This window comes from Streptomyces sp. NPDC051104 (genome assembly GCF_040682835.1).
Classification (GTDB): domain Bacteria; phylum Actinomycetota; class Actinomycetes; order Streptomycetales; family Streptomycetaceae; genus Streptomyces; species Streptomyces cynarae.
Map to the genome: position 1 here is coordinate 557,048 of NZ_JBFBBS010000001.1, position 18,918 is coordinate 575,965.

Below are 18,918 nucleotides of genomic sequence, written 5' to 3' on the forward strand. Positions count from 1 at the left end.
CAACTCCTGGGATGCGGAAGGGGTGCGGGCCGGGGCTATTCGACGCGGCGCAGGGCGTCCGCCGGACGCAGCCGGGAGGCGCGCCAGCCGCCGAAGGCGCCGGCGATCAGACCGCCGGCCACGGCGAGGGCGACCGCGAGGGCGATGGTGGTGAGGCTGACCGGCGCGGTGAGCGCTACCTGAAGGGTCCGCGCGGCCTGCCGTCCCGGACCGCCGAAGCCACCGCCACCGTTGCCGCCGCCGAAGCCGCCGCCACCGCTGCCACCGCCGAGCTGGGCCTGAAGCGTGGGGCTGATCGCGGTGACGGCGTACGCGCCCGCCAGGCCGAGCGCGATGCCGAGGGCGCCGCCGACCAGGCCGTTGACGACGGCCTCGCCTACCACCTGCCGGGTCACGCGGCCCGACTTCCAGCCGAGCGCCTTCAGCGTGCCGAACTCGCGCACCCGGCGGGAGACGGCGGAGGAGGTGAGCAGGCCGGCGACCAGGAACGCGGCCACCAGCACCACGATGGACAGCCACTTGCCGACACTGCCGGCCAGGCTGGAGGCGGTGGACAGCGAACCGGAGACGGTGCTCGCCAGGTCGGCGGAGGTGGTGACCGTGGTCCCCGAGACGTTCGTCTGGATGGCCTTCTTCACACCGGCGATCTGCTGCGAGTCGATCGCCTTGACGTAGATCGTGGTGACCTTGTCCTTCGCGTCGGCGAGCGTCTGGGCCTGCTGCAGCGGGATGTACAGATTGGCCGCCGAGTCACCGCTGTCGGCCGTGGCGATGCCGATGATCTGGAACTTGACGCTCTTGATGGTGACCGTGCCGCCGACCTTGAGATTGTTCTCCTTGGCGTAGGCCGAGTCGACGACGGCGACCTTGGCGTTCGAGTCCGACGTCTTGAAGGTGCGACCACTGGTGATCCCGGAGGAGGTCAGCGGGCCGAGGGCGGGCTTGGTGACGTCGGTGCCGTAGACGGAGTAGTTGTTGACGTCGAAGGCGGCGCCGCCGCCCTCCACCTGGCCCTGCGGCTGCCCGCCGCCGAAGCCGCCGCGTCCGCCCTGCTCGCCGCTGTTCTGGTTCTGCCGGAACTGACCCCGCGTGAACTGCCCGCTGATCTTGATGACCCGAAGGCTCAGCCCGCCGACGGCGTCCGAAACCCCCTTCTGCGTCCCGACCTTGGTGACCGTGCTGCTCGCCAGCGTCTGGAAGCCCTGCACCGTGACGCGGTCGCTGCTCTGGGTCTCCTTGGAGTCGCTGCCGCTCGCGTCGAAGTTGAAGCGCGGCCGCTGCGAGCTGCCGGAGGTGGGGTCGGCCGCCTTGGTGACGGTCATGTCGGTGCCGAGTCCGTACAGCGACTGCAGCACCTTGTCCTGTGCCTTCCCCATCCCCGAGGACACGGAGTTGACCACGATCACAAGTGCGATGCCCAGCGCGAGCCCGGAGGCGACGACGAGGGCCGCCTTTCTCCGGCGGCGCAGTTCGCGCCTCAGGTAGGTGAAGAACATGGCCGCAAACTAGGGAGGCACCCTGATGAACCCGTAAACCGGACATAAGAGAACGATGAGAAGCGCGCCCGCCTGGCATCCCGTGAACACGACGATGCCGCCGGCTGCCCGTGAGGGCGGCCGGCGGCATCGAGCAGGGAGGCGTCGGATCGGGCGTCAGACGGCCGAACCCGCCTTCCACTGGGCCCAGCTCAGGTTCCAGCCGTTGAGGCCGTTGTCCGGGGCGACCGTCTTGTCGCCGGTGTTCTGAACGACCACCACGTCACCGATCAGCGAGTGGTTGTAGAACCAGGCGGCCGGCGTGCTCGGGTCGTTCGCGCCCTTCTTGTCCTGCAGGCCGACACAGCCGTGGCTGGTGTTGACGTTGCCGAAGACGGACGGGGCACCCCAGTAGTTGCCGTGGATGAAGGTGCCCGACGTGGTCAGGCGCATGGCGTGCGGCACGTCCTTGATGTCGTACTCGCCCTTGCCGTCGGAGTCGGTGAAGCCGACCGTCGCTCCGTTCATCCGGGTCTGGGTGAACTTCTCGGAGATCACCATCTGGCCCTCGTAGGTCGTGTGATCCGGCGCGCCCGCGGATATCGGTATGGTCTTGATGACCGTGCCGTCCTGCGTCACCTTCATCTGCTTGGTCTTCGCGTCGACGTACGAGACCTGGTTGCGGCCGATCTTGAAGGTGACCGTCTTCTGCTGCACACCGTATATGCCGCTCGCGCCCTCGACGCCGTCGAGGTTCAGCTTCATCGTGACGGTGGAGCCCTCCTTCCAGTACTGCTCGGGACGGAAGTCGAGCCGGTTGGCGCCGAACCAGTGGCCGACGACCTCCTGCCCACTGCTGGAGGTGACGGTGATCCCCTTCTGCACGGCGGCCTTGTTGGCGATCGCCTTGTCGAAGTTGATCGAGACGGGCATGCCCACGCCGACGGTCGCGCCGTTGTCCGGGGTGAAGTTGCCTATGAAGGAGTGCGCCGGGGCGACGGTCGTGAAGGAGGCGTTCTCGTGGGCGTCGCGGCCCGCGGAGTCCTTGGCCGTCACGGCGATCTTGTACGTCGTGGCCCGCTCGAGCTGGGTGGTCGGCGCCCAGCTGGTCTTGTCGGCGGAGATCTGCCCGGCGACCGGGGTGCCGGACGCGGTGGTCATGGTGACCTCGGTGAGCGTGCCCTTGGCGACCGTGACCTTGGCGGCGTTGTTGATGGAGGCGTTGTCGGAACCGTCCGCCGGCGTGATCTTGATCTGTGCCTCGGAGGTCTTCTTGGCGGCCGCTTCGTCGACCGAGGCCTGCGAGTCTTTGCCGTCCCCGCCGCCACTCGACGCCGAGTTGCCTCCGCTGCACGCGGAGAGCACCAGCACCCCGCCGAGCAGTGCGGACGCGGCCATCAGGCCCTTGCGCCGCTTACCGTCCGTCATCACACGCTTCTCCATGGTTGCCGAATCCCCAAAAACCCCGTCGAGTCCCCCGTAAGAACCCTCAACGCTACGACCGGTTCGTCCGGTTCCACATCCGTGGCCGGTGTGGGACACACCACGCCGGCCCGACGGGTGCCCGAGGAGTCCCGGTGCCATGCGGGACACCGGGAACGCCTCTTGAGACGACGGTGCCCCGGGCGCCGGTTGCCACCCGGGGTCACCATTTTCCCAAGACATGTCAGCCGAGTCGGACCCCCTCGTCGTCCTCGTCGCCCCCCGGCTCATCATCCTCGCCGAGCGCCCAGTCCGGCGAATCGGGGTCGTAGTCGACGTTCTCGCTGCTCCAGGAGGCCTGGGCGAGTTCGACGCCCGGCACCTCGCCCAACAGGACGGACGGCTCGACGAGATACGCGACGGCCTCGGCCGTGTCCTCCGCCACCGCGCCCTCGGTGTAGGCGCGCTCACTCTCGGGCATGTCCGGGTCGTCCGCGATCCGGCGCAGGGCGGCCTTGGTGACGGCGTCGACATCGTCGATCTCGACGACCAGTTCCACGCGAAGGCGGACATACCGTGATGTCTCAGAAGTGCTCATGGCGCGCAGCGTACGGCCCGGAGAGCTCGCGACTTTCCCACGACCCGCGCCTTTCACTAGCATCGCTCCACACGGCCAATTCGTAAGCGCCCCAGGGGGATCAGAATTTCGTGTCCGCCGCACGTCGATCGTCGTCCACCGCCCGCCGGACGTTGCTGACCGCCACCGCCGCGGGGACCCTGCTGGGTGCCCTGTGGTTCGTGCCGTCCGCGAACGCGACCCAGAACACGCCCGGGAGTCCGCGGATCGCGACCTCGACGACCACCGACCGGACGACGACGGACACGACGGGTGTGACGGCCCACACACAACTGGCCGACACCGGAAGCGTGGACACCACGCCGTACGTCATCGGGGGGACGCTGTTCCTGGGCCTGGGAGCGGGTTTCGTGACGTATTCGGTACGACGGGAACGCACCGAGGGCTACGGCTACTGACTCCCACCGTCATGGTCTGCGAGGCCCGCGAGACGGCGTGGGCCTTGCCCGGCGCGGGCAGGACGAGGGCGGCGGCCGCTGCGAGCAGCGCGAGCAGCAGCGTGAGGACGTGGAACGGCGCGGTGTCCGGCGCCTTCCCTGTCGGTGGACATGTGCGGCTCCCTTGTGCTGAGGGGCAGGGAAGGGTGTGCATGTGGTGCATAAGGCCCCGCCGCCACCGAGGACTGGCGGTGACGGCGGGGGGCTGGTGGTGTGACAGGCGGCGGCAGAGTTTGCGTCCCCGCCGCCACCGAGGCCGGTGAGCGGTGACGGCAGGGGGTTGGTGGGGCGTCAGCCGGCGGTGGGGCGCAGCCGGATGACGTTCCAGGAGACGGGCGGCAGGCTCACGGTGAGACGGCCGTCGGTGACCGCGCCGGTGTCCACGCCGCGGGGCCGGACCCTCTCGGGGTCGTGCAGGGTGTTGGTCGCGCGCAGGTCCGGGTCGGCGAGGACGGAGTGCTCCACCGGCGCGTAGCCGGGGAAGGCCCGCAGGTCCAGGACGAGTTCCACGTCCTCGGTCTGGTGCCGGTTGACCGCGAAGACGGTGAGTTCGTCGGCGCCCTCCCCTCGGACACATGGGTGGCGACGGCGTCCAGGACGGGAACCTCGCCGAACCGTGCCGTCTCGTACACGGGCGCGACCGGCTCCACCCGCAGCACCGTGCCCCGGGCGTGCCGCGCCGCCTGGGCGAACGGGTGGAACGTCGTCTGCCTCCAGCTGGGGCCGCCGGGTTCGCTGCGGATGGGCGCGATGACGTTGACGAGCTGGGCGAGGCAGGCGGCCGTCACGCGGTCGCTGTGCCGGAGCAGGCTGATCAGCAGGCCGCCGACCACGACGGCGTCGGCGACGTTGTACTCGTCCTCGATGACCCGCGGCGCCACCGGCCAGTCGGTGGGCTTCTCCTGGCTCTCGAAGCGGGACAGGTACCAGACGTTCCACTCGTCGAAGGAGAGGTTGATCCGCTTCTTGCGGCGCAGCTTGGCCCGGATGTGGTCGGCGGTGGCGACCACCGACTCCACGAAGCCGTCCATGTCGACCGCGGAGGCGAGGAAGCTGCCGAGGTCGCCGTCGAGTTCCTCGTAGTAGGCGTGGCAGGAGATGTAGTCCACCTGGTCGTACGCCTCCTCCAGCACGGTCGCCTCCCAGGCGCCGAACGTCGGCATCGACGAGCTGGAGCTGCCGCACGCGACCAGTTCGAGATCCGGGTCGATCATGCGCATGGCGCGACCGGTCTCGGCGGCCAGGCGGCCGTACTCGGCGGCGGTCTTGTGGCCGGTCTGCCAGGGGCCGTCCATCTCGTTGCCCAGGCACCACATGCGGATGCCGAAGGGGTCCTGGGCACCGTTCTTGATCCGCTGGTCGGACCGGGTGGTCCCGCCGGGGTGGTTGGCGTACTCCAGCAGGTCGAGGGCCTCCTGGACGCCCCGGGTGCCGAGGTTGAGGGCCATCGTGGGCTCGACGCCGGCCTTGCGGGCCCAGGTGGCGAATTCGTGCAGTCCGAAGGCGTTGGTTTCGGTGCTGTGCCAGGCGAGGTCCAGACGGGTGGGCCGGTCGGCGACCGGGCCGACGCCGTCCTCCCAGCGGAAGCCGGAGACGAAGTTGCCGCCGGGATAGCGGACGGTGGTCACGCCCAGCTCGCGCACCAGCTCCAGGACGTCACGGCGCAGACCGTCCTCGTCGGCCTGCGGATGGCCGGGTTCGTAGATGCCGGTGTAGACGCAGCGGCCCATGTGCTCCACGAACGAGCCGAAGGTACGGGGGTTGACGTCGGCGACGCGGAAGGCGGGGTCGACGGTCAGGGAAGCGTGCAGCATGGAAGGTCGCTCCGGGGGGTGCGCGGGGTGGCCGGGAAAGGTGGTCGGGCAGGGATCACTTGAGGCTTCCGACGGTCAGACCGCCGCGCCAGTACCGCTGCAGCAGCAGGAAGGCGATGACCAGTGGCAGGATCGCCACCAGCGAGCCGACGACGACCAGGCTGAACAGCGCGTTGGCGCCGCTCTGCACCATCGCCCCCTGGTACCAGGACGTAAGGCCCACGGTGAGCGGGAACAGCTTGTCGTTGTTGAGCATCACCAGCGGCAGGAAGAAGTTGTTCCAGGTGCCGACCATGGAGAACAGCAGCACGGTGACCAGGGCGGGCCTCAGCGTCGGCAGGGCCACCGACAGCAGGACGCGCATTTCCCCGGCGCCGTCGACGCGGGCGGCTTCCAGCAGCTCGTCGGGCAGCGACTCCTGCACGTACACCCGCACCAGGTAGACGCCGAACGGGTTGAGCAGTGAGGGCAGGATGACCGCCCACATCGTGTTGGTCAGCTCCACCTTGCTCAGCAGCAGATAGGTGGGGATGGCCAGCGCGGTCGCGGGCACCATGATGGCGCCGAGCAGGCTCGAGAAGAGCAGGTTCCGGCCGGGGAAGCGGTACTTGGCGAAGGCGTAGCCCGCGAGCGTCGCCACGGCGGTGGCGCCCGCTCCGCTGACGCCCGCGTAGATCGCGGTGTTGCCGAGCCAGCGCAGGTACTCGCCGTCGCCTTACGTGAACAGCTGCTGGAGGTTGGTGAAGAAGGAACCGGGCGAGCGGAACCACAGGGCGGCGGTGGTGAACAGCGCGTCGTTGTTCTTGGTGGAGGCCACCAGCAGCCACCAGAACGGCAGCAGGAAGTAGAGGATCATCGCCACCATCACCACGTTGACGGTGACGCGCCCCTTGGCGGTGGTGGGGCGCCGGCGGGGGGGCCGGGACGGCGACGGCGGTGGCAGCGGCGGTCGTCACTTCAGTCCGCTCCTTCGGCGCGTGAGGAAGAGGAAGATGTAGGAACCGATGAAGACCACCGCTCCGAGGGCGAAGGAGATGGCGGCGGAGTAGTTGAACTCGGAGTACTGGAACGCCAGGTTGTAGGCGTGCAGGTTCGGCGTGTAGTCCGGGGTGATCACCGAGCGGGCGGTCGGCTGCAGGACCCGTGGCTCGGTGAAGAACTGCAGGGTGCCGATGATGCCGAACGGCGTTCGGGTGTCAGGTCAATGACGGGTGTTCGAGATGCTGTGCAGGGGTTCGGTTCGGACCATTCCTGCTACGCTTTTGCAGCGCTGCAGAAGTGTTAACCCACAACTTGCCACGCTGCAAGAGGTAACGCAGCGGAAACTTCAACCGGCTCGAACCCGGTTGCACCGGACGAAGGTGAGATATGGGAAGAGGCGTGACCCTGCGGGATGTCGCGGCCCGCGCGGGCGTCTCCAGCCGCACAGTGTCCAACGTGGTGAACGGCTACGCACCGGTCTCCGAGGCCACTCGCGCCCGCGTCCAGCAGGCCGTGGACGAACTCGGCTACCGGCCGAACGTGCTGGCCCGCAACCTCGCCGCCGGGCGCTCGGGCCAGATCGCGGTGGTCGTGCCGTATCTCGACACGCCGTACTTCGCCGAACTGCTGCAGGGCATCATCCGCGCGGCCCGGGTACAGGGTTACAACGTCCTGATCGACCAGACCGACGGCGACGCGGAGCACGAGAGGCTGTTCCTCAGCCGCGGCTCCCAGCAACTGCTGTTCGACGGGGTCATCTTCAGCCCGCTCGGCCTCGCCCAGTCCGACCTGGCCGTCCGCGACCCGGTCCTTCCGCTGGTGGTGCTCGGCGAGCGGGTCAGCGACGGCGGCTTCGACCACGTCGGCATCGACGACGTCACCGCCTCCCGCGAGGCCACCGAGCATCTGCTCGGCCTCGGCCGGCGGCGTGTCGCGGCGATCGGCGACCAGCCCTACCGCACCGGTGAGGCGGCCCAGCTGCGCACCCGCGGCTTCAGGCTGGCCCACGAGCGCGCCGGGATCCCCGTACGGGAGGAGCTGATCATCTCCACCCCGCGCTTCAACCGCTCCGACGGCGCCACGGCGATGGCACACCTGCTCGACCTCGAGGAGCCCCCGGACGCGGTGTTCTGCTACAGCGACCTGGTGGCGCTGGGCGCGATGCACACGCTGGCCGCGCGCGGGCTGCGCGTCCCGGAGGACGTGGCGATCGTCGGCTACGACGACATCGAGGACGGCCGCTACTCCAACCCGTCCGTCACCACGATCTCCCCGGACAAGAAGATGATCGCGGAGACGGCGGTGGAGCGGCTGCTGAAGCGGATCGGCAGCTCGACGCCCGTGCCGGGGCTGGAGATCCGGGCGCCGCACCGGCTGGTGGTGCGGGAGAGCACGGTGGGCCGGCGGGCGGCGGAGGCGGAGTAGACGAGGGGCTGCTGCCGGGTGAGTGACGGGGCGTGGCGTCGGACGAGGTGGTCAGGCCTTCTCCGGCAGGCGCCCGTCACGCGGGGCCACCCCTTGGGCGGCCCCGCACCGGGTGCTCAGGCCAGCGGTCCCGTGACCGACTCCACCGCCACGAGCAGGCGACCGTCGCGCAGGAACGCGTCCGCCGCCGCGAGGTCCGGGGCCAGGAACCGGTCCGCGCCGGGGCCCTCGGCGCCCGCCTTGCGCAGGGCGGTGATCGCCGCCTGGCTGGCGGGGGCCGGGGTCAGGCCCTCGCGCAGTTCGATCGCGCGGGTCGCCGCGTACAGCTCGATCGCGAGGACACGGGTCAGGTTGTCCACCGCCGTGCGCAGCTTGCGGGCGGCCGACCAGCCCATGGAGACGTGGTCCTCCTGCATCGCGGAGGACGGGATCGAGTCGGCGGAGGCCGGTACGGCGAGCCGCTTCATCTCGCTGACCAGCGCCGCCTGCGTGTACTGGGCGATCATCAGGCCCGAGTCGACGCCCGCGTCGTCCGCGAGGAACGGCGGCAGGCCGTGCGAGCGGTTCTTGTCGAGCAGCCGGTCCGTGCGGCGCTCGGCGATGGACGCGAGGTCGGCCGCCGCGATGGCGAGGAAGTCCAGCACGTACGCCACCGGCGCGCCGTGGAAGTTGCCGTTGGACTCGACACGCCCGTCGGGCAGGACCACCGGGTTGTCGACGGCCGAGGCCAGCTCGCGCTCGGCGACCAGGCGGGCATGGGCCAGCGTGTCCCGTCCGGCGCCCGCGACCTGCGGGGCGCACCGCACCGAGTAGGCGTCCTGGACGCGCGGCGCGTCGTCCTGGTGGTGACCCGTCAGACCCGAGTCCTTCAGCACGGCCAGCATGTTGGCGGCCGACGCGCCCTGCCCGGGGTGCGGGCGGATGGCGTGCAGCTCCGGCGCGAGGACCTTGTCCGTGCCGAGCAGCGCCTCCAGGGAGAGCGCGGCCGTGATGTCGGCCGACTTGTACAGGGTGTCCAGGTCGGCGAGGGCCATGAGCAGCATGCCGAGCATGCCGTCGGTGCCGTTGAGGAGTGCGAGGCCCTCCTTCTCGCGCAGCTCGACGGGGGCGATGCCGTGCTCGGCGAGGAGTTCGGCGGCGGGGCGTACGACGCCGTCGGGGCCCTCGGCCTCGCCCTCGCCCATGAGGGTCAGCGCACAGTGGGACAGCGGGGCCAGGTCGCCGGAGCAGCCGAGCGAGCCGTACTCGTGCACGACCGGGGTGATGCCGGCGTTGAGGAGGTCGGCCATGGTCTGCGCGACCTCGGGGCGCACGCCGGTGTGTCCGGAGCAGACCGTCTTCAGCCGCAGGAACATCAGCGCGCGCACGACCTCCCGCTCCACCCGGGGGCCCATGCCCGCCGCGTGCGAGCGGACGATGTTGCGCTGTAGCTGGGTGCGCAGCTCCTGGCTGATGTGCCGGGTCGCCAGCGCGCCGAAGCCGGTGCTGACTCCGTAGACGGGGTCCGGCTTCGCGGCCAGCGCGTCCACGATCCCGCGGGCCGCCGCCAGGGCCGTCAGGGCTTCCTCGGAGAGCTCGATCCGGGCGTCCGCGCGCGCCACGGCGAGAACGTCGGACGCGGTCGCCCCGGAGGTCCCCACCACCACAGTGTGCATATCCATATTCAGGAGCGTACGCAGTGAATTCCAAGATGTCACCAGCGGGGTGCGGGTTCACCCCTTACCGACCTCCGGCGGCTCAGTGCCGGCCACGGAACCTGCGGCGCTCCCCGGCGGGCGGCGGCTCGTCGGCCAGGCGCACGACGGGGTCGTCCGGTCCCTCACGACCGGCGACCACGGGCTTCGCGGCGTGCAGGGCCTTCGCCCGGTACTGGGCCGCGTCGGCGAGCCGGAACAGCCGGCGGGCCGAGCGGACCTGGCCGATCGGGTCCTGGGTGGAGGCGACCCCGCAGGCGACACCGTCGCCGATCTCCAGTTCGGCGGCCCGGCGGCACACCTCGTCGGCGGCCCGCACCGCCTCGTCGGCCGACGGGCCCACCGTCAGCAGGCAGAACTCGTCACCGCCGAGCCGGGCGACCAGCGCACCCGGCAGCATGGCACCGCACAGCGACAGCACCGACCCGAAACGTTCCAGCAGCCGGTCGCCCACGGCGTGTCCCTGCGTGTCGTTGACCCGCTTGAGCCCGTTGACGTCGCAGACGACGAGCGAGACCACGACCCCTTCGGCCCGGTGCTGTTCGATCGCCTCCTCCAGACGCACGTCGACGGCACGGCGGTTGGCGAGGCCGGTGAGGGCATCGGTGAACGCGAGCCTGCGGGCCTCCTCCAGACGCTCGGTCTGCGCGATGCCGGCGGCCACCACGGAAGCGAGGACGGTGGCGAAGTCGGCGTCGTCGCCGTCGAAGACGGGCTCACCGGCCGGGCGCGCCACATACAGCTCGCCCCAGGCGCGGCCGTGCAGCACCACGGGCGCGACGACACAGCAGCCCCGGCCGCGTCTACGCAGCGCCGCGACCCGCTGGTGGCAGTATCCGGCGTGGCCCGCGGCCGACCCCTCGGCGGTCTCCACCCAGGCGCTCGGGCCGCCGCCACCCGCCCAGCGCTCGTGCAGGAACTCGGTGATCTCCGGGAACTGGTGCACCGGGTAGGCCTCGTGCTCGGGGAACTCCTCCTCCTCGGGCGCGCGCTCCCCCACGTTGACGAGGACCCGCAGCCGTCCGGCCTCCCGCTCCCACACCGACAGCGCGGCGAAGTTCCCGGCGAGCGCCCGGCACGCGCCCAGCGCGGCGGCCCGCCAGGCCTCGCGCGGAGTGTGCGCCGCCGCCATGCCCTGCGCCAGCGCCACCACGGCCCTCAGCCGACTGTCCTCAGCCACGACTCCAGGCTAGGGCGTGTCCCGAAGGTCCCGCCTGCCTCGCTACGCCCTGCACCCACTCTCGCCGCGGGCGACACCCCAGGTACGTCCGTACGAAGGCTCCCGCCCGGCACCTCCCCCAAGCTCTTCGAGCAGGGGGTGCCCGGAGCAGGCACCTGACGCCGCGAGGCCCGCCCTCCGGGCGAACGACGGGACCTTCGCGGCACGCCCCGGGCCGTGTCGCGGATCTTCGCGGCGTCGCGACGCCCGCGCTCGTCCGCTACTCCCCCGGCCACTGAGGCGTGCGCCTCTCGTTGAAGGCGGCCACGCCTTCCGCGCGGTCGCCGGAGAACGCCACCGAGCGCCATGCCGCGTCCTCGACCTCCAGCCCGGTGCGCAGGTCCAGGCCGTGGCCGAGCCGCAGGGCGCGCTTCGCGGCGCGCAGGCCGACCGGGGAGTTCGCGGCGATACGGGCGGCGAGGGCGAGCGCCTCCTCACGGTCCCGGCCCTCCGGTACGAGGTCGTCGACCAGGCCCAGCTCCCGCGCCTCGGCCGCCTCCAGGCGCCGGGCCGTGAAGATCAGCTCCGCGGCGCGCGCGGCACCCACGCGGCGGGGCAGCAGCTGCGTACCGCCGCCGCCGGGGATGACTCCCACGGACACCTCGGGCAGCCCCACCACCGCGGTGGAGTCCGCCACGATCAGGTCGCAGGACAGGGCCAGCTCGAAGCCGCCGCCCAGCGCGAAGCCGTGCACGGCGGCGATCGTCGGCATCGGCAGCTCCAGGACGCCGGTGTAGGCGGCGCGGGCGAGGGGGCGCTGGCGCATCAGGTCGGCGTCCGTGAAGGAGTTGCGCTCCTTCAGGTCCGCGCCCACGCAGAACGCCCGCTCGTGCGTCGACGTCACCACCGTCACCCGGGCGTCCCGGTCGGCGGAGAGGTGCGCGCACGCGGCGGCGATCGAGCGGGCCATGTCCGTCGACACCGCGTTCATCGCCTTGGGCCGGTCCAGTGCCAGCTCCGCGACATACCCGTGCCGCCGCACGACGACGTACTCGCCGAACCGCCGCTCGTCCCCCTGCTCCGCCATGACACCCTCCCGGTTAACGCGGGTTAACTACACGACGCCCCGATCATCGCAGCCGAGGCGGCCCCGCGAAAGCCGCCGCGCACCTTCGGCGGGTGTGGGCCATTGACCGGCCCCTGTCCCCGTTCGGGTGAATTCGAGGCATCTCCGCATCGCCCGCCCCCCATCCCCACATAATCTGCGCACCGCTACGGCACTTGGGGGAGTGCGGGCGACCGGGGAGGGACGGGCGATGACGGACACGGCCACCGACGACACCATGACGACGGTGCACAACGGCTCCGGGCCCCTCTGGTTCCGCCCGATGGGCCGGCACCGCAAGCCCCGTCACCGGCGCCTGGCACTCGCCGTCGGCGGGTTCGCGCTCGCCGCCGGGGCCCTGAGTCTCGTACGCCTGGCACCCGAGTCGGTGACGGGCGGGGGCGGCACCGCGGAGGCCGAACCCCGGATCGGCGCCGGCCGGACCGCGGCGACAGCCGGGGGCGTGCCGTCCAAGGCGGCCGCGGGGCCCTCGACGACCGCCCTCAAAGGAAGGGCGAGCGCGGTGCCGGCGCTCTCGGGCGACCCGAGCCCGTCCGGGCGTCCGGCCACGCCGACCCCGCGGGTCACGGATCCCGCGACCGGCATCCCGGAGGCACCCTCGACCCCCACGGCTTCTCGGTCAGGAACGCCCGAGCCCCCGGTCACGACGACGGCCGCGCCGCCGTCCGCCCCGTCCCCGACCGCGACCACTCAGGCACCTGCGCCGCCGGCACCGGCCACCTCGGACCCCCCGGGGCTGTGCGTGCCGCTCGTGGGGCTGTGCGTGCACGGCCTGTGAAGCGCACTGACCGCGAGGACCGGGAGGAGCGCCTACGCCGGCCCGTCCCGCCGGGTCAGCAGCCACGGCTCGATCACACCGAGGCCGCGCACCGGCCGCTGCCACATCGGCTGGAGCGCGAAGCGGTAGGTGGGCGGCTCCTTGCCCTCCTTCTCGGCGGCGGCCGCGGCCTCCGCGGCCGCCGTCTCGGAGGCGGGGGCCTCTCCCGTGCGGATCAGCTCCTCCGCGAAGTCGTGGTCCACCAGGACGGCGTCGCGGGGCGCTATCGAGGTGAGCCGGCTCGCCAGGTTCACCGTCGTACCGAAGACATCGCCCATCCGGGTGGTGACCGTGCCGAAGGCGATGCCGACCCGCAGCTCCGGCATGGTCTCGTCGTTCGCCATGGTCTCGATCAGGCGCAGGGCGATCTCCGCGGCCGTACCGGCGTCGTCCGCCGCGTAGAGCACCTCGTCGCCGAGCGTCTTGATGAGCCGCCCGCCGTGCGCGGCGACCAGGTCGGCCGCGGTGGTCTCGAAGGCCTCGACGAGTTCGCCGAGCTCCTCCTCCTCCATGCGGCGCGTCAGGCGGGTGAAGCCGACCAGGTCCGCGAAGCCGACGGCGAGGCGGCGGTCGACCATCTCCTCGTCGTCCGCGGCCTGCACCACCCGGCCGGTGGCGGCGGCGAGCTGGCGCCGCCAGACGTAGACGAGGAACTCCTCCAGTTCCGGCAGGAGCAGCTCGACCAGCGGGTACGTCACCTCGGTGCGGGTCATGCCGGGCTCGGGCGGCTCGGTCAGGCCCTCCAGGAAGGAGTCGATCTGCCACTCGGCCAGGCGGGCGGTGGTCTGTCCGGTGGAGCGGGCCACCTGTACGGCCATGGCCTCGCTGAGCAGTCCGGCCTCGACGAGACCGGCCAGGCGCCGCAGGGCGAGGACATCGGCCTCGGTCAGGGCCCTGGCCTGGCCTATGTCGGCGAAGCCCATGGCCCGCCAGAAGCGGGACGCCAGTTCCATCGAGACGCCCGCGCTGCGGGCCGCCTGGAAGGGGGTGTAACGGCGTTCGGCCCCCAGGATGAGCTGCTCGAGGCGGAGCGCGAGGGGGTTCTCCTCGGACTCGGCGTGTGCGTCGCGCCCCGGTTCACCGTCGGGGGCGGGGTGTACGCCCGTGCCCGAGCCCGTGTCGTCGACGGTCACGCGTGCTGCCCTTCCGATCTGCCGCGGTCAGGTATCGACCGCGGTCAACTCTACGGCAGGTGTGCGGTAGCTCACTCCCCAGCGGGCTCTCCGGGCGCCGCGCCGTACGTACCCGGCGTTGGGGACGGCATCCGGCGTCGGGCCGACCCACCTGGGGGCTCCGCCCCCGGACCCCCGTATCGGCCTTCGGCCTCCTCCTCGAACTCCCCCGAGGTCTTCGAGCGTGGAGGGACCCCCAGACGGGCTGAGAGATGCTCACGCCGGCCGCAAGTGCACGACATCCCCGGCGCCCACCGGCTCCTGCATCCCTTCCTCCGTAGCCAGCACGAGGCGCCCGTCACCGTCGATCGCCACCGCCTCCCCGGTGATCGAGCGGTCGCCCGGGAGTTCCGCGCGGACCAGGCGGCCCAGGGTCGCGCTGCCCGCCGCGTACGTCTCCTGCAGGCCGCTCGCGGCCGGGTCGCCGTCCGCCGCGCGCCAGCGGCCGTACCAGTCCTCCAAGGAACGCAGTACCGCACGCAGCAGCGGGTCGCGGTCGGTGGTGCGGGCTCCCGCCAGGGCGAGGGAGCCCGCCGTGGGCACCGGCAGCTCGTCCTGGCGCAGGGTGACGTTGATGCCGATGCCGATCACGACCCCCTCGTTCCCGGCACGCTCCGCGAGGATCCCGCCGGTCTTGCGCTCCTCCTCGCCCACGGTGACCAGCACGTCGTTGGGCCACTTGAGTGCCGTGTCGACACCGGCCGCCTGCGCGAGTCCGGTCGCGACGGCGACTCCGGCCAGCAGCGGCAGCCAGCCCCAGCGGGCCACGGGCACCTCGGCCGGGTTGAGCAGGACCGAGAAGAACAGCCCGGAGCGGGGCGGAGCCGTCCAGGCCCGGTCAAGCCGCCCGCGTCCCGCGTTCTGCTCCTCGGCGACCAGGACGGCGCCCTCGGCGGCCTGACCGGCCGTGGCGCGGGCGACCAGGTCGGAGTTGGTGGACCCGGTGCGCTGCACCACGTCGACCCCGGTCCACAGCCCGCCCTCGCGCACCAGCCCCCGGCGCAGCGCGGCGGTGTTCAGGGGCGGGCGGTCCAGGTCGGACCAGCGGCTGCCACCACCTGCGGCACCGTTCGACCTGTCGTTCGCGTCAGAGGAATCTCGCGGCATCATGCAAGCCACCCTAGGTGTGGTAAACGCCGCACTGCCGATCGGTAGGCACAGCACTACGCTACGGATGAGTAACTGACCCTTCTTCTGAGCACTTACAGCACGTACAGGTAGCACCTCACCCTCACGTCCCCACTTGAGCAGGCAGGGAGCCGCATCCCGATGTCCGAGCCGGAAGAGATCGACATTCACACGACCGCGGGAAAGCTCGCGGACCTGCAGCGCCGCGTACAGGAGGCGACGCACGCCGGCTCGGAGCGCGCGGTGGAGAAACAGCACGCGAAGGGCAAGCTGACGGCCCGTGAGCGCATCGAACTGCTGCTCGACGAGGACTCGTTCGTCGAGCTCGACGAGTTCACCCGGCACCGCTCCACCAATTTCGGGCTCGAGAAGAACCGCCCGTACGGGGACGGTGTCGTCACCGGCTACGGGACTGTGGACGGCCGTCCGGTCGCGGTCTTCTCCCAGGACTTCACGGTCTTCGGCGGCGCGCTGGGCGAGGTCTACGGGCAGAAGATCGTCAAGGTGATGGACTTCGCCCTGAAGACCGGCTGTCCGGTCATCGGCATCAACGACTCCGGTGGCGCCCGGATCCAGGAAGGCGTCGCCTCGCTCGGCGCGTACGGGGAGATCTTCCGGCGCAACACGCACGCCTCCGGCGTCATCCCGCAGATCTCACTCGTCGTGGGTCCGTGCGCGGGCGGTGCCGTCTACTCGCCGGCCATCACCGACTTCACGATCATGGTCGACCAGACCTCGCACATGTTCATCACCGGCCCGGACGTCATCAAGACGGTCACCGGCGAGGACGTCGGCTTCGAGGAGCTGGGCGGCGCCCGCACCCACAACTCCACCTCCGGCGTGGCCCACCACATGGCCGGGGACGAGAAGGACGCGATCGAGTACGTCAAGCAGCTGCTGTCGTACCTGCCGTCGAACAACCTCAGCGAGCCCCCGGCCTTCCCGGAGGAGGCGGACCTCACCCTCACCGAGGAGGACCGCGAGCTGGACACGCTGGTGCCGGACAGCGCGAACCAGCCGTACGACATGCACACGGTGGTCGAGCATGTCCTGGACGACGGCGAGTTCTTCGAGACGCAGCCGCTGTTCGCGCCGAACATCCTCACCGGCTTCGGCCGGGTCGAGGGCCGCCCGGTGGGCATCGTCGCCAACCAGCCGATGCAGTTCGCCGGCTGCCTGGACATCGACGCCAGCGAGAAGGCCGCCCGTTTCGTGCGGACGTGCGACGCCTTCAACGTCCCGGTCATCACCTTCGTCGACGTGCCCGGCTTCCTGCCCGGCGTCGGTCAGGAGCACGAGGGCATCATCCGACGCGGCGCCAAGCTGATCTTCGCCTACGCCGAGGCCACCGTCCCGCTGATCACGGTGATCACCCGGAAGGCGTTCGGCGGGGCCTACGACGTCATGGGCTCCAAGCACCTGGGCGCCGACCTCAACCTCGCCTGGCCGACCGCCCAGATCGCCGTCATGGGTGCGCAGGGCGCGGTCAACATCCTGCACCGCCGCACGATCGGCGAGGCCGACGACCCGGAGGCGACCCGGGCGCGGCTGATCCAGGACTACGAGGACACGCTCCTCAACCCGTACGTCGCGGCCGAGCGCGGTTACATCGACGCGGTGGTCATGCCGTCGGACACCCGCCACCACATCGTCCGCGGCCTGCGTCAGCTGCGCACCAAGCGGGAATCCCTTCCCCCGAAGAAGCACGGCAACATCCCTCTGTAACCCCCGGGACCCTTGGGAGCCGTCATGAACATCAAGGTCATACGGGGCAATCCGACCCCGGAGGAGCTGGCCGCCGCCCTGGCGGTGGTCCGCGCCCGCGCTGCGGCGGCGGCCGCCGCGCCGTCCGGCGCGGCGCAGCGGGACTCCTGGGCCGACCCGGCCCGTGTCGCCGCCCACCGCGTCCCCCAGCCGGGCCCGACGGCCTGGGCCCGGACCTACTGGCCCGGCTGACCCGCGGCCCCGGCCACGTCCGGGGCGTGGGCGCACGTCCGGCACGTCCGCGACGGCTTCCGACGTCCGGCGCGTCCGCGACCGCCCGGGCACGCCCGGCACCTTCGCGACGGCTTCGGCCGTCACCGCGCACCCGCGTCGTCCGGTGCAGGTGACCGCCGAAGCCGTGTGCTGTCGGCAGTCGGCAGTCGGACGGACGGACAGCCTGGCCGGCGCCCGGCGCCCGGCGCCAGAAGTTGAGTACGGGTACTCAGGCGCCGCCGCGGCCGGCCGCCGGACGATGGAAGGCATGCTGTGGTCCGACCCCGAGAACGAGCCGCCCGAGGAACTCCGCGAGACGCAGGAGATGTTGAGGCGGCTGGGGGTCCTCATGGCGCTGGCCATGGTGCTGGCGATGATCATCATCGGCACCAGATGAGGGCCGCCTATACGCTGAGCGCATGACCGATCAGCCGCGCCGCCGTCTCGTTCTCGCCTCCCAGTCCCCCGCCCGGCTCGGACTGCTCCGACAGGCCGGGCTCGACCCCGAGGTGATCGTCAGCGGGGTCGACGAGGACGCCGTCACCGCCCCGACCCCCGCCGAACTCGCGCTCGCGCTCGCCGAGGCCAAAGCCTCCGTCGTGGCGGCGAAGCCCGAGGTCAAGGGCGCCCTGGTGATCGGCTGCGACTCCGTGCTCGACCTGGACGGCGAGGCCCTCGGCAAACCCTCGGACGCCGAGGAGGCGACGGCCCGCTGGAAGTCGATGCGCGGCCGGGCGGGCACGCTCCAGACCGGCCACTGCGTCTACGACACGGTCAGCGGGCGGTACGCGTCCGCCACCGCGTCCACCGTGGTCCGCTTCGGTGAGCCGACGGACGAGGAGATCGCCGCTTACGTGGCCTCCGGCGAGCCTCTCCACGTCGCCGGAGCGTTCACGCTCGACGGCCGCTCGGCGCCCTTCATCGACGGCATCGACGGCGACCACGGCAACGTCATCGGCATCTCGCTGCCCCTCATCCGCCGGCTGCTGGCCGAACTGGGCGTGGGCATCACGGAGTTGTGGGCACCGCGGGAGCGGTGAGCCGGGGGCCCCGGGCTCAGTCGTGACGACAGGGCCCAGGCGACGTTCAGGGGGTGACGGGCGCGGGGCCGCCGTCCTCCAGAGGTCCGGCCCGCTCCGGGGACTCGGCGGGCTCGGGGGCCTGCCGCGCGGCCCTGTCGCCGTCCTCCGGGCCGCCGCCGGCGGGCGGCGCACCGGCCGCCGCGCCCCCCGGGCGGTCGTACGTCATCAGGGTGAGCACGATCAGCCCGAGCGCCACCATCATGAACCCGAACGCGCCCCAGCCGACCAGGCCCACCACGAACGCCCCGAGCAGGCCGTGCACCACCGCGGCGCTGATCAGCAGGATGCGCCAGATGCCGGACGGCGCCCGGTCGCGCACGGCGACCAGCAGGGCGGCAAGCCCGCACACCGCGAAGTAGAGCCCGAAGACGACACCGGCCGCCTTCGACGACACGGACATGGCGTGCGGATCGACGCCGGCCATGGACATGTTCTGCCGGTCGACGACCACTCCGAGGAACCAGTTCAGCAGCGCGACACCGAACGCCTCCACGAAGAGGACGATCGCCACGACCCATGCCACCGGTCTGCGCACCACCGGCCTCCACCCACCTTCGAGTGCCCTGGGGTTT

19 protein-coding genes and 1 pseudogene are annotated in these 18,918 nt (G+C 71.5%); 7 read left to right on the forward strand and 13 right to left on the reverse strand.

Going from position 1 to position 18,918, the window contains the following annotated elements:
• Positions 1 to 35 precede the first annotated feature (35 nt).
• From AB0N14_RS02740 to AB0N14_RS02750, 3 genes are all read right to left on the reverse strand, one after another.
• Positions 36 to 1,496: an ABC transporter permease gene (locus AB0N14_RS02740; protein WP_366023920.1), complete on the reverse strand. Its 1,461-nt coding sequence runs from the start codon at positions 1,494 to 1,496 to the stop codon at positions 36 to 38.
• Positions 1,497 to 1,652: 156 nt separating this feature from the next.
• Positions 1,653 to 2,918 (reverse strand): Ig-like domain-containing protein, encoded by a 1,266-nt coding sequence (locus AB0N14_RS02745; protein WP_366023921.1) that lies wholly within the window; start codon positions 2,916 to 2,918, stop codon positions 1,653 to 1,655.
• A 223-nt stretch (positions 2,919 to 3,141) separates the two neighbouring features.
• Complete coding sequence (locus AB0N14_RS02750; protein ID WP_366023922.1) at positions 3,142 to 3,495, reverse strand: hypothetical protein; 354 nt, start codon at positions 3,493 to 3,495, stop codon at positions 3,142 to 3,144.
• 110 nt (positions 3,496 to 3,605) lie between these two features.
• Here AB0N14_RS02750 and AB0N14_RS02755 point away from each other — a divergent pair, with 110 nt between their 5' ends.
• A complete protein-coding gene (locus AB0N14_RS02755; RefSeq protein WP_366023923.1) occupies positions 3,606 to 3,932 on the forward strand; it encodes a hypothetical protein in 327 nt (108 codons plus the stop codon).
• A 330-nt stretch (positions 3,933 to 4,262) separates the two neighbouring features.
• Here the strand turns inward: AB0N14_RS02755 and AB0N14_RS02760 are convergent.
• The 4 genes and pseudogenes from AB0N14_RS02760 to AB0N14_RS02775 form a co-directional block, all read right to left on the reverse strand.
• A pseudogene (locus AB0N14_RS02760) lies at positions 4,263 to 5,785 on the reverse strand (alpha-N-arabinofuranosidase).
• Between the two features lie 55 nt (positions 5,786 to 5,840).
• Positions 5,841 to 6,425 carry a carbohydrate ABC transporter permease gene (locus AB0N14_RS02765; RefSeq protein WP_366023924.1) on the reverse strand — a complete coding sequence of 195 codons (585 nt, stop codon included), beginning with the start codon at positions 6,423 to 6,425 and terminating at the stop codon, positions 5,841 to 5,843.
• A 75-nt stretch (positions 6,426 to 6,500) separates the two neighbouring features.
• Positions 6,501 to 6,653: a hypothetical protein gene (locus AB0N14_RS02770; RefSeq protein ID WP_366023925.1), complete on the reverse strand. Its 153-nt coding sequence runs from the start codon at positions 6,651 to 6,653 to the stop codon at positions 6,501 to 6,503.
• A gap of 84 nt (positions 6,654 to 6,737) precedes the next feature.
• Positions 6,738 to 6,902, reverse strand: coding sequence for a hypothetical protein (locus AB0N14_RS02775; RefSeq protein WP_366023926.1), 165 nt, complete (start codon positions 6,900 to 6,902; stop codon positions 6,738 to 6,740).
• A 251-nt stretch (positions 6,903 to 7,153) separates the two neighbouring features.
• On the opposite strand from AB0N14_RS02775, the gene AB0N14_RS02780 reads away from it, so the two are divergent.
• Entirely contained in the window at positions 7,154 to 8,191 is a 1,038-nt protein-coding gene (locus AB0N14_RS02780; RefSeq protein WP_366023927.1) for a LacI family DNA-binding transcriptional regulator, read from the forward strand.
• Positions 8,192 to 8,307: 116 nt separating this feature from the next.
• On the opposite strand, the gene hutH is transcribed toward AB0N14_RS02780, so the two are convergent.
• The 3 genes from hutH to AB0N14_RS02795 all read right to left on the reverse strand — a co-directional run bounded on the left by hutH (position 8,308) and on the right by AB0N14_RS02795 (position 12,131).
• Complete coding sequence (hutH, locus tag AB0N14_RS02785) at positions 8,308 to 9,846, reverse strand: histidine ammonia-lyase (protein ID WP_366024243.1); 1,539 nt, start codon at positions 9,844 to 9,846, stop codon at positions 8,308 to 8,310.
• A gap of 82 nt (positions 9,847 to 9,928) precedes the next feature.
• A complete protein-coding gene (locus AB0N14_RS02790; protein WP_366023928.1) occupies positions 9,929 to 11,065 on the reverse strand; it encodes a sensor domain-containing diguanylate cyclase in 1,137 nt (378 codons plus the stop codon).
• A 259-nt stretch (positions 11,066 to 11,324) separates the two neighbouring features.
• Positions 11,325 to 12,131, reverse strand: coding sequence for an enoyl-CoA hydratase-related protein (locus tag AB0N14_RS02795; protein ID WP_366023929.1), 807 nt, complete (start codon positions 12,129 to 12,131; stop codon positions 11,325 to 11,327).
• A gap of 229 nt (positions 12,132 to 12,360) precedes the next feature.
• Between AB0N14_RS02795 and AB0N14_RS02800 the strand changes: the two genes are divergently transcribed.
• Positions 12,361 to 12,948: a hypothetical protein gene (locus AB0N14_RS02800; protein ID WP_366023930.1), complete on the forward strand. Its 588-nt coding sequence runs from the start codon at positions 12,361 to 12,363 to the stop codon at positions 12,946 to 12,948.
• 32 nt (positions 12,949 to 12,980) lie between these two features.
• Here the strand turns inward: AB0N14_RS02800 and AB0N14_RS02805 are convergent, their stop codons facing one another.
• Entirely contained in the window at positions 12,981 to 14,120 is a 1,140-nt protein-coding gene (locus AB0N14_RS02805; protein WP_366023931.1) for an adenylate/guanylate cyclase domain-containing protein, read from the reverse strand.
• Between the two features lie 255 nt (positions 14,121 to 14,375).
• The gene (locus AB0N14_RS02810; protein ID WP_366023932.1) at positions 14,376 to 15,269 is read right to left on the reverse strand and encodes a biotin--[acetyl-CoA-carboxylase] ligase; all 894 of its coding nucleotides are present in this window, start codon (positions 15,267 to 15,269) and stop codon (positions 14,376 to 14,378) included.
• A gap of 159 nt (positions 15,270 to 15,428) precedes the next feature.
• Here AB0N14_RS02810 and AB0N14_RS02815 point away from each other — a divergent pair, with 159 nt between their 5' ends.
• The 4 genes from AB0N14_RS02815 to AB0N14_RS02830 all read left to right on the forward strand — a co-directional run bounded on the left by AB0N14_RS02815 (position 15,429) and on the right by AB0N14_RS02830 (position 18,304).
• Positions 15,429 to 17,012: an acyl-CoA carboxylase subunit beta gene (locus AB0N14_RS02815; protein ID WP_366023933.1), complete on the forward strand. Its 1,584-nt coding sequence runs from the start codon at positions 15,429 to 15,431 to the stop codon at positions 17,010 to 17,012.
• A 24-nt stretch (positions 17,013 to 17,036) separates the two neighbouring features.
• Positions 17,037 to 17,243, forward strand: a complete 207-nt coding sequence (locus AB0N14_RS02820; protein ID WP_366023934.1) for an acyl-CoA carboxylase epsilon subunit — start codon at positions 17,037 to 17,039, stop codon at positions 17,241 to 17,243.
• Between the two features lie 289 nt (positions 17,244 to 17,532).
• On the forward strand, positions 17,533 to 17,661 hold the full coding sequence (locus AB0N14_RS02825) for a hypothetical protein (protein ID WP_258053440.1): 129 nt from the start codon (positions 17,533 to 17,535) through the stop codon (positions 17,659 to 17,661).
• A 22-nt stretch (positions 17,662 to 17,683) separates the two neighbouring features.
• Positions 17,684 to 18,304 (forward strand): nucleoside triphosphate pyrophosphatase, encoded by a 621-nt coding sequence (locus AB0N14_RS02830; protein ID WP_103840055.1) that lies wholly within the window; start codon positions 17,684 to 17,686, stop codon positions 18,302 to 18,304.
• Between the two features lie 46 nt (positions 18,305 to 18,350).
• Here AB0N14_RS02830 and AB0N14_RS02835 read toward each other — a convergent pair whose 3' ends face one another.
• Positions 18,351 to 18,884 carry a hypothetical protein gene (locus AB0N14_RS02835; protein ID WP_366023935.1) on the reverse strand — a complete coding sequence of 178 codons (534 nt, stop codon included), beginning with the start codon at positions 18,882 to 18,884 and terminating at the stop codon, positions 18,351 to 18,353.
• Positions 18,885 to 18,918: the final 34 nt, after the last annotated feature.